Source organism: Gimesia maris, from assembly GCF_008298035.1.
GTDB classification, from domain to species: domain Bacteria; phylum Planctomycetota; class Planctomycetia; order Planctomycetales; family Planctomycetaceae; genus Gimesia; species Gimesia maris.
The window spans coordinates 992075-1008349 of record NZ_CP042910.1; the positions used below are offsets into that span (position 1 = coordinate 992075).

8 protein-coding genes are annotated in these 16275 nt (G+C 50.8%); 6 read left to right on the forward strand and 2 right to left on the reverse strand.

Translation table 11 applies throughout. The features are described from left to right. The first annotated feature begins 168 nt into the window (after positions 1-168). Both GmarT_RS03720 and GmarT_RS03725 read left to right on the forward strand, forming a co-directional pair. Complete coding sequence (locus GmarT_RS03720) at positions 169-3078, forward strand: PSD1 and planctomycete cytochrome C domain-containing protein (protein ID WP_002644273.1); 2910 nt, start codon at positions 169-171, stop codon at positions 3076-3078. 67 nt (positions 3079-3145) lie between these two features. Then, entirely contained in the window at positions 3146-4621 is a 1476-nt protein-coding gene (locus tag GmarT_RS03725; RefSeq protein ID WP_002644272.1) for a DUF1501 domain-containing protein, read from the forward strand. A 79-nt stretch (positions 4622-4700) separates the two neighbouring features. Here the strand turns inward: GmarT_RS03725 and GmarT_RS03730 are convergent, their stop codons facing one another. After that, a complete protein-coding gene (locus GmarT_RS03730; RefSeq protein WP_002644271.1) occupies positions 4701-5897 on the reverse strand; it encodes a RidA family protein in 1197 nt (398 codons plus the stop codon). 67 nt (positions 5898-5964) lie between these two features. Next, positions 5965-8001, reverse strand: a complete 2037-nt coding sequence (locus GmarT_RS03735; protein ID WP_002644270.1) for a prolyl oligopeptidase family serine peptidase — start codon at positions 7999-8001, stop codon at positions 5965-5967. Between the two features lie 238 nt (positions 8002-8239). Here GmarT_RS03735 and GmarT_RS03740 point away from each other — a divergent pair, with 238 nt between their 5' ends. The 4 genes from GmarT_RS03740 (at position 8240) to smc (ending at position 16270) form a co-directional block, all read left to right on the forward strand. Further along, entirely contained in the window at positions 8240-8932 is a 693-nt protein-coding gene (locus GmarT_RS03740) for a hypothetical protein (RefSeq protein ID WP_002644269.1), read from the forward strand. Between the two features lie 174 nt (positions 8933-9106). Next, positions 9107-9847 (forward strand): hypothetical protein, encoded by a 741-nt coding sequence (locus GmarT_RS03745; protein WP_002644268.1) that lies wholly within the window; start codon positions 9107-9109, stop codon positions 9845-9847. Positions 9848-10207: 360 nt separating this feature from the next. Continuing rightward, on the forward strand, positions 10208-12256 hold the full coding sequence (locus GmarT_RS03750; RefSeq protein ID WP_149302433.1) for a flagellar basal body P-ring protein FlgI: 2049 nt from the start codon (positions 10208-10210) through the stop codon (positions 12254-12256). A gap of 90 nt (positions 12257-12346) precedes the next feature. Then, positions 12347-16270 carry a chromosome segregation protein SMC gene (gene smc, locus GmarT_RS03755; protein ID WP_002644266.1) on the forward strand — a complete coding sequence of 1308 codons (3924 nt, stop codon included), beginning with the start codon at positions 12347-12349 and terminating at the stop codon, positions 16268-16270. Positions 16271-16275: the final 5 nt, after the last annotated feature.

The window sequence follows — 16275 nt, forward strand, 5'->3', positions numbered from 1 at the left end:
AACTCCTTTGAAAATCCTCTCTTGCACTTCGGTCTAAAACCGATACCATAATATATAAGCAACTTTTAGATATTATTCATCTTAAAGTCTGCGATGAGCCCTCCATACATACTATCCATCAAACATGGATAGCCCTCACTGAAACCATTACCAAGAGAGTCTTCTTCTATGATCGGGCGACTTTTCCTGGCGTCTTTGTTTTTCGCTTCTATCTGTCTGAATTCAACATCAGCGGCTGAATCTGCAGACCAGACTGCGAAACTTTCGTTTGAAAACGATGTGCGCAAAATCCTCAAAGTTCACTGCCTACATTGTCATGGCGAGAATGGCGAGATGGAAGGCAGCCTGGACCTGCGTCTCAAACGGTTCATGCTCAAAGGCGGCGACAGTGGCCCGGCGATCGTGCCCGGTAAAAGCGATCAGAGTGAATTGATTGCCCGGATTGAAGCCGGTGAAATGCCCCCCGAAGGCAAACCGATGCCGGATGCAGAACTGGCTATTCTCAAACAATGGGTCAATCAGGGCGCCCACAACATCCGACCTGAACCGGAAACCATCGGACCCGATTACGTGGCCCCCGAAGATCAGGCATTCTGGTCCTTCCAGCCCGTGAAGAATTATCCGGTTCCCAAGGTCAAACAGCCCACGCTGGTCAAACAGCCCGTTGATGCTTTCCTGCTGTCGAAGCTGGAAGCGAAAGATCTCACATTTACTTCGCAGGCGGATAAAACGATTCTGGCCCGTCGTGCCTTTTACGATCTGATTGGCTTGCCTCCTACGCCGGAAGAACTCAAACAGTTTCTGGACGACAAGAGCCCGGACGCCTATGAAAAGCTGATTGACCGCCTGCTGGCTTCCCCGCATTATGGCGAACGCTGGGGCCGACACTGGCTGGATGTCGCCGGTTATGCCGACTCCGAAGGTTACAACAATAAAGATCAGGAGCGTCCCTGGGCATTCCGTTACCGCGATTATGTCATTCGGGCTTTCAATAATGACAAACCTTACGATCAGTTTCTGAAAGAGCAGCTGGCCGGTGATGAGATGGTCAAACCGCCTTATCATAAACTAAGCCCGGAAGAGATGGAAAAACTGGTCGCTACCGGTTTTCTCCGGATGGCCCCTGATGGAACAGGCAGCAACCCCGCTGAAAAAGAAGTCGCTAAAAATCAGGTCATTATTGACACGGTTGATATCGTTTCGTCGTCGATTCTGGGTATGACGATTGCCTGTGCCCAGTGTCACGATCACAAATATGATCCGATTCCCCAGAATGATTACTATCGGTTCCGGGCCATCTTCGAACCGGCCCTCGACTGGAAAAGCTGGCGGACTCCCGTCTCCCGGCGGATTTCGATCATGTCGGATGAAGACCGCAAGGTCGCCAATGAACTGGAAGCTGAAGCAAAGAAAGTTCTCGCAGAACGCTCGGAACTGGTCAAAAAGTTTATCGACCGGACTCTGGAACGCGAGCTGATGGATGTGCCGGAAGACAAGCGGGACGCGATGCGAACTGCTTATAAAACTTCAGGCAAGGAACGCAGCAAAGAGCAGGTGGCCATGCTCAAAGAGTATCCCCGCATCAACAGACTCTCTGCCGGTTCGCTGTATCTTTACGATCGCACCCTGCAGGAGCAGTCGGGCAAAGCCGCTCAGAAAGCCAAAGAACTGGCCAAAACGCTGGTTGAAAAAATAGAAAAAGAAACGCTGGAAAAAATACCGACTGATAAGAAAGCACTGGCACTGGCTGCGAAAAAAGCAGAAGTCAAAAACCGGACGGAAGCACAGAAACAGCTTCTGGCCGAATTCCCGGCGTTACTCGTTTCCGTTTCGAATCTGGAAAAGTTCGACCCCAAAGGTGCTGCCGAGATCAAGCATCTCAAAGAAGAATCCAAGCGACTGTCTGAGCTCAAAACAACAAAAATCCTGACCGAATACAGTAACAAAGCAACAGCGATTCGAGATAAAAAGCCAAAAGAAGAATTCATCCGCGTGTTGACAGAAGTCCCGGGAAAAGTCCCGAAAACATTCTTCTTCAACCGGGGAGACTTTGAACAACCCAAACATGAACTGCAACCCGCCGGCCTGACCGTGATTAAATCCAACCTGAAAAAGCCGGTTGAGATTCCATCGGTCAACAAAGACATTCCGACAACCGGACGTCGTCTGGCGTATGCCAACTACATCACCAACGGTCAGCATCCGTTGACGGCACGCGTGTTTGTCAACCGCCTCTGGCTGCATCACTTTGGTAAAGGCATCGTGGCTTCCCCCACTGATTTCGGAAAACTGGGGATTCCGCCAACCCACCTGGAATTGCTGGACTGGCTGGCGAACGATTTTGTAACTAACGGCTGGAAAATCAAACGCATGCATAAAATGCTGATGACTTCCACTGCCTACATGCAGAGTTCACAACGTTCCGACGATTACGATGTCGCCGATCCCGATAATCTGTTGTATGGACATATGCCTGTACGTCGTCTGGAAGCCGAAACCATCCGCGACTCCATTATCGCGGTCACCGGTAAACTCAAAACCGAACTGTACGGCGAACCGGTTCCCGTCAAGGAAGATGAAGTTGGCCAGATCGTCGTGGGGCTTGCCAATGTGGATTCGGCGGGGCGACAGAAAAAAAATCTGAAGATGGATGACCGCAAGTTCCGTCGCAGTATTTACGTGACGGTCAGCCGCAGCAAACCACTGGCTGTGCTCGATATGTTCGACGCACCCAAGATGGAACCGAACTGTGAGAAACGTTCTTCCTCTACCGTCGCGCCCCAGTCACTGTTGATGATGAACAGCGCCTTCATGGTGGAAAATGCAGAACTGTTCGCAGAACGTCTGCTGAAAGAAAAAGCCGGTAACAAAGCAGAGCAGGTCAAGCTGGCCTGGATTCTGACCTTCGGTAAAGAACCCTCGGCTGAAGAAGTTCAACAGTCTGTCGACTTTATTGATTCACAACTGCCTCAATTTAAAGATAACAAAAACGCTGCAGGCAAAACTCCTGAGCAACTCGCACTGGCAACATTCTGCCAGGCGTTACTCAGCAGTAACGCCTTCCTGTATGTCGACTGATGCCACACATTCCAGTGGCTTTTTGAAAATTAGATTTTGAATCCGGTTAGAATTACGGTATCGAATTATGAAACAACAATCGATTTCAGCTCCTCATTCCAGACGACATTTTCTGGCATCCGGTTCCATGGGCATCGGCTCGCTGGCTCTCTCCTGGTTATTGAACCAGGAACAGGCACTCGCCAATCCTGCTGCCAACCGACCAGATCTCAATCAACCAGCGCTGGAAAAGCAGCAATTTGACCTGACCGTCAAACCCACGCACCATCCTCCCCGTGCTAAAGCCATGATTTCCATGTTCATGCAGGGCGGCCCCAGTCATCTGGATATGTTCGATCCCAAACCGATGCTCCAGAAATACGATGGCAAGAAATTTCCCGGCGACATCAAGTACGATAACGCTGCCCAGGCCAGTTCGAAAGTACTGGGCAGTCCCTGGAAGTTCAGCAAACACGGAGAGTGCGGTACCGAACTGTCGGAACTCGTTCCCGGTTTATCTGAAGTCGTCGACGATATCGTCCTGATGCGATCAATGCACACCAGCGTGAACAACCATGGCCAGTCGATTTATGCGATGCACAGTGGCCGCATCCTGCCTGGACGTCCTACGCTGGGAAGCTGGCTGACCTACGGACTGGGGGCCGAGTCGGAAAATCTGCCCGCTTACATTGCAATGGTTGATCCCGGCGGCGCACCTGTGCTCGGCGTCGATAACTGGACCAATGGCTGGTTACCTTCACTCTACCAGGGAACCGTGATTCGACCCAAGGAACCCCGCATTCTGAATCTGAATGCCCCGCCTCACCTGAGCGGCAAAGCGCAGGAAAAATATCTCGACTTCCTCGGTAATCTGAATCAACGTCATTTGAATCAACATCCGGGTGAAGACGATCTTTCGGCACGGATTGCCAGTTACGAACTGGCAGCCAAAATGCAGACCGCGGCTGGGGAAGCTTTGGATCTGAGCAAGGAAACCAAAGCGACCCAGGCCATGTACGGGATTGATGATCCCACCTCAGCCGAATTCGGAAAACGCTGCCTGATTTCCCGTCGCCTGATTGAGCGGGGCGTACGTTTTGTACAAATCATGACCGGAAACCAGACCTGGGACCATCATACCAGCATGCGAACTTCGTTACCTCGCGCCTGCAAACGAGTTGATGTTCCCGCAGCCGGCCTGGTGAAAGATCTCAAACAGCGTGGTCTGCTCGACGAAACCCTCGTTCACTGGGGCGGAGAAATGGGGCGTCTGCCTGTGATTCAGAATGATGCGGGTATGGCCAAGCAGGGCCGCGATCATAACACTTACGGCTTCAGCATGTGGCTCGCCGGTGGCGGTTTGAAGGGGGGCATGACCTACGGCGAAACCGATGATTTCGGTCATCATGCCATTAAAGATAAGGTCAGTCACAGTGATTACCACGCAACGCTGATGCATCTGTTTGGTCTGGATGCCGAACGCTTAACCTTCACCCGCAATGGTGCACCGCAGACACTGATTGACGGGCAGGAAAACCGCGTGGTGAAAGAAATCATTGCCTGAAGTCGGCTCGAATCAATTCATAAAAAAACGCCCTGTTTCTGCAGGGCGTTTTTTATTTGGAGTTGTCAGAAGCGAACGTTTATTTCGCTGGTATCGCAATCATATCCAGTACCAGTATCCGATTGGGCACACCTACGCTTTTGACGGTTGCTTTTGAGGCAGCCGGCGGTCGCTTCGGATTATAGTATTCAGTACGGATCTTACCGAAGTCACCACTGATGCCATCCTCAGAAACATAATAGGTTGCTTTCGCCAGATGCTGCATATCGCTGCCCGCTTCACCCACGATCGTCTTCAGTTGATTGAAAACGCTGTGAATCCGGGTGGAGTAGTCGCCTGGTTCTTTCGAAGTAATACCTGAAACATAAATCCGGTCACTGACTTCAGCGATCGCGACCCGGCTGTACACAGGGGATGCTTTCATACCGGTCGGGGTTTTATATGTGACCGTTTCTGCAGGACGGGACGCGGGGGGCTCTTCAGGCATCGCGACGATCATTTCAATTTCGATGGGCAGCGACGAAAACCATTCGACCAGCGTGACCGGCGGCCTGCGTTCTTCGGGGAAGATGCCGTCAATCATCTCATTGACTTCATTAGCCTGGCTCATGGGAGTCATGAAGGCTTTGATGTGCACGATGTTCTTTGGCTTCGCTCCCAGGTATTCCAGCGTCTGGAACAGCTCTTTCATTGTCAGTATGGCGGCTTCCGATACCGTGTCGGCTTTGACAGCCTGGCCGGAAATATAAGCTGTGCGACCTGCAGGTAACAGTGCGACACGAAATCCGGAGGGAGCATCGTTGAATACTTTGGTTTCTGTCAGCTTACTGGACGACTCGGTCGCCGCGACTGCATCCATTGCTACGAGGGCTTTGGGATCGGGCAGTTTTGTCACGACATAGGTGCACGCCGGTTGTGCGATCAGTTCCAGTTCTTGTGTCAGCCGTTGTTGCACTTCCGCGACCAGTTCTTCACGGGCGACATAGATATTCAGCTTCACCAGCTTATTCAGCGAGCAGTCTACCTTTTTCAGCAGATAATCCAGATTTTTCAATACGAGCGCCGTCTGATCGCCGGCTCCGGTCGGGGTAATCATCCCCCCCTTTATATTTAAAGGCAGAATTTGCGAAGTATGCGCCAGGACATCATCTCTCACAACAACACACAGTGAAGCCCCGGTTTTGGAAGAAGGTTTGTAATACGAGACTTCCGCTTTTGCCACGCCAGTCACTCCCAAAAGAAAAACGGCGATCAGTAATTTTGTCAGATATTTCATAATATGGTCAACTATTCAAAATGGAGTATTTTTAAATTCCCGAGCACGATTCCCGGGAGGGAACGCTTTATTTTAAACGCCAGAATTCGTCAAAGAAGTTTGCATCGACGACTTTCCCCGGATATTGACTGCCCGCAGGAGTCCGCAAATCGATAATCGCCCAGTCGGGCAGCATTGGTACCTGCCGGGCATTATTCAGGTAAGCATATTCGCGATACGTGAATCCGCTGTTGAGTACCACGTATTTTTCAGGGTTCAACGGATTCGGGAAGATCAGCACGGGAGCATGGTGATCCGCCGGGAACTGCTTGTCACCCACGATGATGGAATCCGCCGTCCATTGAATCGGTAACTTAGCGGCAATCTTTTTAATGAGCTGGTTACTCTGGGGATCGCCCCACAGAACGAGGTTACTGGACGCGATCTCTTTATCGGTGATCTCTACATCTTTCATCACACGGGCATCGCCGCGGAACTGCTGACGCCAGTGCACGACCGCATGCTGCATCTCGGACTTGACCCACTTATCAACAGTCGGTGAGGCACACGTGCCGGAAGGGGAGACGAAAATAAACGAATCCATAAAGGCATCGTCAATCGGTCCCTGCAGATTATGTTTCTTCACCAGCTGTCCGGGTTCGTAAGTGGCAGGTCCCACCTGCCAGCCGTCACCCGATTTGTGAAATGAGACTTCCCAGGATCGGTCAGACATCGGGCGGGGCGCTTCCAGCTTCATCCCGTTCACCTGCACGGTCACTGGCTGTGTCATATCCAGCGGCGATTCACCGGCTGCCATTTTCAGGGTAAAGGCGGTCACGTTTTCCGTTTTGACCTCAACGCGATTCCCGCTCAGCAGCCGGGCGTCAATCTGGGCCTGTTTCCATTCTTCCTGCATCGCATCCAGCGTGACCCACGCCATACGGTTGTATTTCAGCGTATAGGCGACCAGATGGATGGTTGCTGGCACGCGCTGGCGGCCGACCCGCGCCAGGGAATCCATTTTCTCCTCGATGATGATTTTGGAATCCGGGTGAATTTTATGCGCGGTATCGGGGCCGATAATGTGCACCATGTCGATGCCCACTTTTTCCAGCGCCAGTTCCATCACATCGGCGGCCTGCTTCTGTTTGTCAATTTCACCACTGTAGGCGACCGTCGGACACTGAAACAGGTTAAGGGCATAGCCGGGACAGTCATACATCTGCCATAATTTCTTTTCGTACCAGGTCGGCTTCAGCTTTTCCTCCTGGAAGACCTTGAGAAACAGCGGCGTTTCCGAGAAGCCGGCTCCCGGGTTGGCGGCGAACCAGCGGTCGGCGTAATGTACGGCGAACTGCCAGCAGGCAGCGCCTCCCATGGAAAACCCACGGACAGAAACGCGATCGTCGTCGATGCGGTAATTCTGCTTTGTCGCTTCCAGTGCTTCGAGCACATCAATTTCCCCAGCAAATTTGAATGCATTGGAATAACGGCCATAAGGATGCAGCACGATGGTATCCGCGGGCGTGTACTGTCCACGGGACCGTTGCTGCTGATTAATGAAATTGACTTCACTCAACCGCTCTCCGCGCCCATGAAACCAGAGATCGCAGCGATAATCGCTCTTATCCGAAAACGTGTAATTGTCCGGAATGACCAGTCCGTAGGGCTGCACGGTCTGATCGATTTTGGAAATATAGCCCCGCACGACCAGTCCTGTCTGACGCGTCCAGGGGGCTTCTCCTTTTAACAGCTGGTCGGCCCGTTCCTGTCCCTGTTTCAGCAGATTCAGACCCGTTCCGATTTCCCGTTCGTGAAAGAACTCCTGATATGCCAGAGCACACCTGACCGCGCGATGATAGATTTCCACATCGGGAATCAACGCTTTGATGCGGGCGTCTTTGTTTTTTTTGAGTTGATCCAGTGAGGCTTTGAGTTTAGCCAGTCCCTGTTCCAACTGCTGCCGTTGAGCTGCCGGAACTTCGACTCCCAGGCCGGGGATACGTCGAACCTGATCCGGAATGTTATCTTTAGGGCCGTCCGCTTTCGTCAGGCTGGGAAGGAGAGTCAGGCAAATCAGGAATGCGATTGTAAATTTGACAAGATGTTTTTGATAGAAAAGCATGGGATGATTCTCGCGAGGACTAAGAACGTCAGGAATGTTGTAACTTCTTAAACGGTGGCAAGTAACAATGTGCATACTATCATGTCGGAAGTGACGTTGTTTGAAAACTGTTTCAGCAAAGATATTCTCCGATCAGCCAAAGAGAGCATTTCAGCGATAACTGGCATGGACGGTCTGAAAACTGTTTGTTAGAACACCTGAAAGAGATAGCAATTCAAATCTGGAAAGGGAGTTCTACATGTTAATCCGACTGTTAGCTGTTGTGATATGTCTGATAGAAATTCATTCGATTTGTCTAGCTGAGACTTCTGTTCCGGTCCGCAGAGATAAACCGAAAAACTACGCGGCTCTTTCAGCTAAAAATAAAACGATCGAGTTTGGTCCTTTTATTTTAAAGGCAGAAGAACTGAAAATCTGGGTCTCGCGGGATGAACAAAATATGATCAGTCTCAAAGGGGATGCCCGAGTCCTCTGTGGTAAAACGCGTCTTATGGCTGAGACGATTGAACTTGTCTACAAAGATGAACACGATCTGCGGATTGATTTGAAGGGAAACGCTAAGATTGAAAATGAGCGTGATCAACTGCGAATGTCGGCACAGAACGCCAGCCTGGAGTATGGCAGGCAGTTTTTAAGCCTCACCAGCAGAGAACATGGGACTGTCTCATTGATTCGAACTCAGAATCAGCAGACTACAGAAATCACTGCTACACATATTCTTATGAGATACAAAGATCTGCAAACGATGCTGGTTCACCCTATCGAAAACGTCAAAATTAATGAGCGGCAGGCAACACGGAAAGACACCGTCAGAGTTGCAACTACGGAGCCAAGTCAATTCGATTTCTTCAATCAAATCGCCATCGCTCAGATTAAACTGTTTTCGCATGACTGGGGTGTTGAGGCCAGAAAGCCATATGTGCGCAACTAGTGCTTTGTCAAGCTTGAAATTGAGGGGTGGGGGAGGTGTTGTTTACGTGCTCCGTTGTCGCACTCTCGTGATATCTATCAACCCAAGATTTAAAAATGACACTCCACTAGTCTGTTTTAAGAGATAGATTAAGATCCCCCGAGTACGACTCTTAATTCCTAAAGGAGAAATAAAATGTCACGACACCATTTTTCAATCGTTCTATCTCTTGTTTTTGCAGGCAGCATTTTGAATCCGGGGTTTTCTGAAGAAATCGCGGAATTGAAGGAAGAGAAAAAAACAGTCTCTGCTGCCAAAGTTCAGACATTGCCACTGGATCAAATGATCTTAAGTGGGGAAGAAATCGATGTGAAAATCCATGGGGACGGGAAACGCGTGATTCGTCTGCAGGGGAGAGCGGGAATCAAGATCGATGAAATCTGTGTCTCGGCGGATGTGATAGACGCAACCTGTTCCAGCCATTCTGATCTGAAGCTGGATCTGAAGGGAAATGTGAAAATTATCAGCAGTGCCGATCTGATCAATGCGACTGCTGCTGAAGCCCATTTCGATTTTGGGACGAACTCAATGAGTCTGAAAGGAACGGAAAAGGATGTGGTCAAACTGATTCGCGGCAATCGTTCCAAGAATACAAACATTGAAGCCACGGAAATTCAGGTTCAGTTTAAAGATCCGGGTATCATTCAGTTGAAAACAGTGGGCGCAGCGACCTTCACCGAAGCGAAAGCAACTCAGTCAAATCCGTTCTCGATTCCCGGTTCTCGACAGCAAAACCAGTTTCAGCCGTTTTCGATGGATGATCAGTTTGGACCTGCACGGTTCAAAACTCCCAAATCGAAAAAGAAACCTGCCGGCAAAGTATTTCAGGATAATACGATACCGTTTCCAGAATCAAAGTCGTTCCCTGAGTCGTAAATCCGGTTAATCAAATCAGATACTGTTCGTCCCGATGAGTCCAATCTTTCGCGCTGAGCCTGTCAGCAGTCCGGCTGCCGACGGGCTCAAAATCGCTATTGACCCCGTTTGCTGTTTGCAATAAGCTCCCGATCTCCACAAATCTCTCTCAAATCAAATCTCAATTTCTCTTCAGGTTTTCTGCTGTGTCGGTTCCGGCACTGTTTGATCACTCAAGAAACAATTCAGTTAAATCGACTGAACCCAGTCAGGTTGTAGACTTATGCCTGTCTGCTTGAGAATCAACGTTTGTCCGGAAGCGGTTTCAGTGGCAAAACAACCATTCTGAAAAGACTATTTTCTCACAAACGGGGTCGTACTGTGAAGAACACTGTCAATTTATTAATCGTCGTGATCATTGTCGCTTCCGGTTTTACGGGCTGTCAGAAACTCAATCTGAATCCGCAGAGCTGGTTGAAGTCGGCCAGTATGCGTTCGCAGAGTCCGGATGAAGACGAAACGACGTCTGAAATTGAGAAGTTTGAAACCAAGGTCGAAACGCCATTCATCGGCGAATATACCCAGATTACCGGTAAGAACCTGATCGCGCTGCAGGGCGTGGGGCTCGTCACGGGCCTGAACGGAACAGGCGGCAACCCGCCTCCTTCGGTTCACCGGGAAGCGTTATTACGCGAGATGCGACGTCGGAATGTCAAAAATCCGAACCAGATTCTGCGCAGTCCTTCAACGGCACTGGTGATTGTAAAAGCCTATCTGCCGCCATTGATCCGCAAAGGGGAAACCTTCGATGTGGAAGTTTACCTGCCCGGTAACAGTGAAGCGACCAGCCTCGAAGGGGGTTGGCTGATGGAATCGTATCTGGCCGAACAGGCGATGATCCAGGGACGCGGGCTGTTGAAAGGTCACATCCTGGCGAAAGCCCAGGGGCCGATTCTGATCCCTCCCATGTCGGAAGAAGATCGTAAAAAAGGGACTTCGGGACTCCTGCGTCGCGGTCGCATTCTGGCAGGTGGAATTTCCGTCGCGGAAGATCGTGACCTGGCTCTGTACCTGCGAAATGATTTCAAGAGTATTCGAAACGCACAGCGTATTGCCAATCGTATTGGTACGCGGTTCCATCACTTTGATAAATATGGGATCGAAGAACCACTGGCCGAAGCCAAGACTGATAAAAAAGTGGTACTCAAGCTGAAGCCACGCTATAAGCATAACGATTCACGCTATCTGCAGGTGGTCCGCTATATCGCCTTCCGGGAAACCGATGTGGCACAACGGGTGCGCATGCAGAAACTCACGGAAGAAATTATGATTCCGGAAAAAGCAGAGCGGGCTTCCATTGAACTGGAAGCGATCGGTAAAAAATCTATTCCCATTCTGAAATCCGCCTTGAAGAGTCCTCTGCTGGAAGTACGCTTCCATGCGGCGGTCGCATTGGCTTACCTGGATGATGGTTCCGGTATCAAGGATCTGGCGGATGCAGCCCGGGAAGAACCGGCGTTCCGAGTCTACGCTCTGGCTGCCATGTCGGCCCTTGATGAACCAGAGGCACATCTGCATTTGCGGGAACTGATGAGTATGACCAGTGCGGAAACCCGTTACGGTGCCTTCCGTGCCCTGTGGACACTGGATAAAAACGATCCCTTTATTCGTGGTGAAAATATGAACGATCAGTTCCTGCTGCACGTGCTGCAGACCGAACTGGAGACCGTGACAACTCACGACCCGAATGCTAAAGAGGGAGGACCGAAGAATGGTGGCCCGATGATTCATGTCACACATCGTAAACATCCGGAAGTGGTGCTGTTTGGTTCCGAACAGGAATTCCGAGTGCCGATCACCGTTCGTGCCGGTAAAGTATTGATTACGGGAGCGCCTGGTGTCGAACAGCTGACTGTCAGTAAATATGAAGTGGATGAACCCGATCAGCGTAAACTGGTTTCGAAAAATATTGCTGTCGTGATTCGTACCGCGGTGGATATGGGAGCCAGCTATCCCGATATTGCACAAATGATTTTGCAGGCACATCAGCAGGGCAATATCGAAGGTCAGGTCGAAATCGATGCCTTACCTGAAGGCGGACGCATGTATTACCGCCCGGTTCACGACGATTCTCTACTGGCTCTGAAGTCGGGTGATCTGAAATCGTCCAAACCGAAACCGAAGAAGGGTTCGCGGGTCGGTAATCAGAATATGGTTCCCAACATCTTCACAACAGGTGCGCCCAGTACCAGTGCATCCCGGAGATCGAAAGAAGAGAGTGAAGAACCTGAAATAGAATCAGCGAGTGAGTCAGGCGATAAAGGTAAAGCGACCCTGATTGATTCACGAAAACCCAAATCTACGGATGAAGATGATAAGTTCGTGAAACAGAATACCTTCCAGAGCTGGTTCCGATATTTTTACAAATAAAAGCAAGCGGTTAATTTGATTGATTCTGAATTGTGTATCGCCACTGCAAGTCAGGCAACTGTTGTTAGTTTTCCCGTGTAAGGTTTTGTGATGCTGAAATCATTGGAACTGTTCGGCTTTAAGAGTTTTGCCGACCGGACCATCTTTGAATTTTCGGATGGCATCACTTGCGTGGTCGGACCCAACGGAAGTGGCAAGAGCAACGTCGTGGATGGAATCAAGTGGGTTCTGGGTGACCAGAGCCCCAAGAGCCTTCGCGGCAAAGACATGACAGACGTGATCTTCAACGGTTCCGCGGGCCGCAAAGCCAACGCGTATGCCGAAGCGACGTTGACCTTCAATAATCGGCAGGGCTTCCTGGATATTGATGCCGACGAAGTTCAAATCGGGCGTCGACTCTGGAAAAATGGTGATTCGGAATACCTGCTCAATCGCAACCCGGTCCGTCTGAAAGATATTCGCGACCTGTTTATGGGCACGGGAGCCGCGACGTCGGCTTACAGCATTATCGAACAGGGCCGCGTCGATCAGATCCTGCAGGCTAACGCCGCCACCCGGCGTGTCGTGTTTGAAGAAGCCGCTGGAATCAGCCGCTATAAATCGCGGAAAGTCGATGCGGAACGCAAACTCGAACGGGTCGGCCAGAACATTCAGCGGTTAACCGACATCGTCGATGAAGTCGAAGCGCAATTGAATTCCACGCGCAGCCAGGCCTCCAAGGCGGCCAAGTACCGTGAAGTTTCTTCCGAGTTGCGTAAACTGTGGATGGGCATGGCCGCTGATGACTGGCGGCATCTGACTTCACAGCAGTCGTCTTTGAAGGCCAGGATCGGCCAGTATCAACAGCGCATCGAAGAGTTGAATGCCGACTACCAGACTTACGAAGAAAAGCTGGCTGCCATCGATGCGGAAGTTTCTGAGTTTGATGACCAGTTACGAGCCGTCGAGAAAAAACTCTCTTCACATCGCGAAGGGATTGCGGGAAATCAGACCGCGATCGAACATCAGCTGGAACGGAAGCAGGAATTCGAAACAGAAATTATCCGGTTACGAAAACAGCGCATTCTGATGGCCAGACGCACGTCAGAAATTCAAAAAGACCTGGAAGCGGTGACTCAGGAAAAACTCAAATCCGAATCCGGTTTTCAGGAACAGCGCCAGAAACTGGAAGAGACGCGTGCCAGAATTACTGCAGTCACTGCTGAAGTTGATGCCGCCAGCGAGCAGATTCAACGGAAGCAGCAGCAGGTACATGAGCTGAACAAGACTTCGCTGACGCTGGATAACCGCGTGTTCTCAATGCGGACGCAGCTGGAAACCTATAGCAGTTCCATTGAGAAGGCAACCGAAAAACGACTGCAGCTCGAGGCGAAAGTCAACGATGCGCAGGCGGTCGTCGAAGCCTGTGAAGCACGTTTTCGTTCCGCCGGCGAACGGGTCGCAGAATTTGCCCAAAACCTGTCTGACGTCGATGAAAAGCAACAGACACTCCTCAGTGAGCAGGATCAGAAAACACAACAGCTGTCCGAATTGCGGGAAAGACGTAGCGCCTACCAGGCACGCAAGAGTGTTCTGGAAGATCTGGAGCGGCGACAGGAAGGAATCAGTATCGGGGTCAAGGAGATCCTGAACCGCGCGCAGACGTCGCAATATTCGCCTTGGAATACCATCATCGGTAGTGTCGCAGACCTGCTTGACGTGGATCTGGAACAGGCGGCGTTGCTGGAAGTGGCGTTAGGTATTCGCTCTCAGTTGCTGGTGATCAGCGAATTTGAACCACTCTATGAATTTCTGAAAGAGGGGAAATATTCGATCTCTGGCCGGGTGGGGTTCATTACTCGACCGACTTCACAGACAGAACTGCCAGCGACAATCCAGGGGTTCACACTGGAAGGTCAGGCCGCTGATCCGGCTGAATTTTCAACGGAGCAGCAGGCGGAACTTCTGGATCTCTCTGCGGAACGCGGCGTTATTTATCGTGCCGATCAACTGGTGAAACCGACTCCGGAAAATCAGTTGCTGGCAAAAATGCTGCTGGCGGATACCTGGATTGTGGATTCGCTGGAGACAGCCGTGAATCTGTCTAAGGGAGTCGGCAAAAAATGTCGCTTTGTCACCCTGCAGGGAGAACTGGTTGAAGAAAACCAGTCGATCTTCGTCGGTGCCATCGGCGGTGAATCTGCCATCTTCACCCGCCGCAGCGAGTTGCGAAAACTCAAAAACGATCTGATTCGCATTGATCGGACATTGAACGACAACGAAACTGCTCTGGAAAAACTGGATGCGCTGCTGGCCACCGTGGATGATGAACGGAGTGCCTGTCAAAGACAGATGCAGGAGGCTTCCGAGGCGCTTTCCATTGAAAAAGCGGCGAAGGTTGCAGCCGAGCAGAAGCGGGAACAGTGGAATGAAGAATGGTCGACCGTCAAAAGTGATCTGGTCGATCTGGAACGTCATGCGCAAAAACTGCAGGCCGAAATTGAAACCGTATTAACAGAAAAGCAGGAAACAGAAGACAGTCTGCAGTCGTTGAACGCGCTGATTCAGGAGGATGAGTCCGCCCTGCTGAATAAACAGTGTGAAGTTCAGGAACTCAAAGAGCAGCAGAATGCCCGTAAACTGGAACTGGCAACACATGAAGAACGACTGGCGGGACTGAATCAGCGTTGCGACCGGCTGAAGCTGGAATTTGAACAGCGTCAGCAGCAACAGGAAGAATCCAATCGTCGTTATGAACTGTCGCTGGAAAAAAATTCCCAGATTAAGCTGCATATCCTTAACACGCGTGCCTTGCTGGATGAACAGTATTTAATGCAGGAAGGCCTGCTCGCATCGGCTGCCAGTGTGTCAGCAATCCGCGATGAGAAGCGGCAGCTCAAGAAGCAGTTCAGCTCTGAAGAGGCGGCACTGCGTAAAGAGCGTCGCGAATTGAGCGAACAGAAGCACGAAGAAGAATTCAAAACCCGTGATATCGATCATCAGATCAGTACTCTGGCGGAGCGGATCGAAGAGGAATACCAGGTCACGCTGGAGGAAATTGTTTCTTCGGGCGAATCTGTTCTCAAGCAGCATCTGGAAGAACAGGCGCAGTACGAATCAGAAACCGATACGGAATCCGTTTCAGAAGAGGAGTCCGCTTCTGCAGAAGAAACAACGCAAGATGTAGAGCTGTCAGACTCCGCCGCTGAGCAGGATGAAGTTCCTTCAGAAGAAGTAGCCGAGTCGGAACGCGTGGAAATCGAACTGGTGGAAGAAGAAGCTGCCACTGCGGAAGCCGGTTTTAATGTAGAGCTGTATCTGGAAATTCGCCCGGAAATTGAAGCACAGGTCAATCGCCTGAGGCGGAAAATCAAGATGATGGGTAGCGTCAACTCAGACAGCCTGAATGATCTGGACGAGCTGGAATGTCGTTTCGAGTATATGAAATCGCAGCTGGATGACCTGAACGAGGCCAAGTCGTCTCTGGAAGAAATCATTCGTCGTATTAATGCCGAGAGCCGGCGGCTGTTTCATGATACGTTTGAAGTTATTCGTGGACACTTTCAGGAAATCTTCCGTAAGCTGTTCGGCGGCGGTGAAGCGGACATCATTCTGGAAGATCCGGATGACGTGCTGGAATGTGGTATTGAAATCGTGGCCCGGCCCCCTGGAAAAGAACTCCGCGGACTGACTTTATTAAGTGGTGGTGAAAAAACCCTGACCGCTGTGGCACTGCTGATGTCCATTTTCCGCAGCCGTCCCAGTCCGTTTTGTATTCTGGACGAAGTGGATGCGGCGCTGGATGAAGCCAACGTGGAACGCTATGCCGGCCTGATCGACGATTTCAAGGAAACTACGCAGTTCATTATGATCACACATAATAAACGATCCATGACTGTTGGAAACGTTTTATATGGCGTTACAATGGAACAGTCAGGGGTCTCCAAACGGATGTCCGTCCGCTTCGACGACATCAGTGAAGACGGGAACTTCAAGCAGTCGGCGACTGCCGAAGATGCCTCCGAGGCTGCCTGATCGTT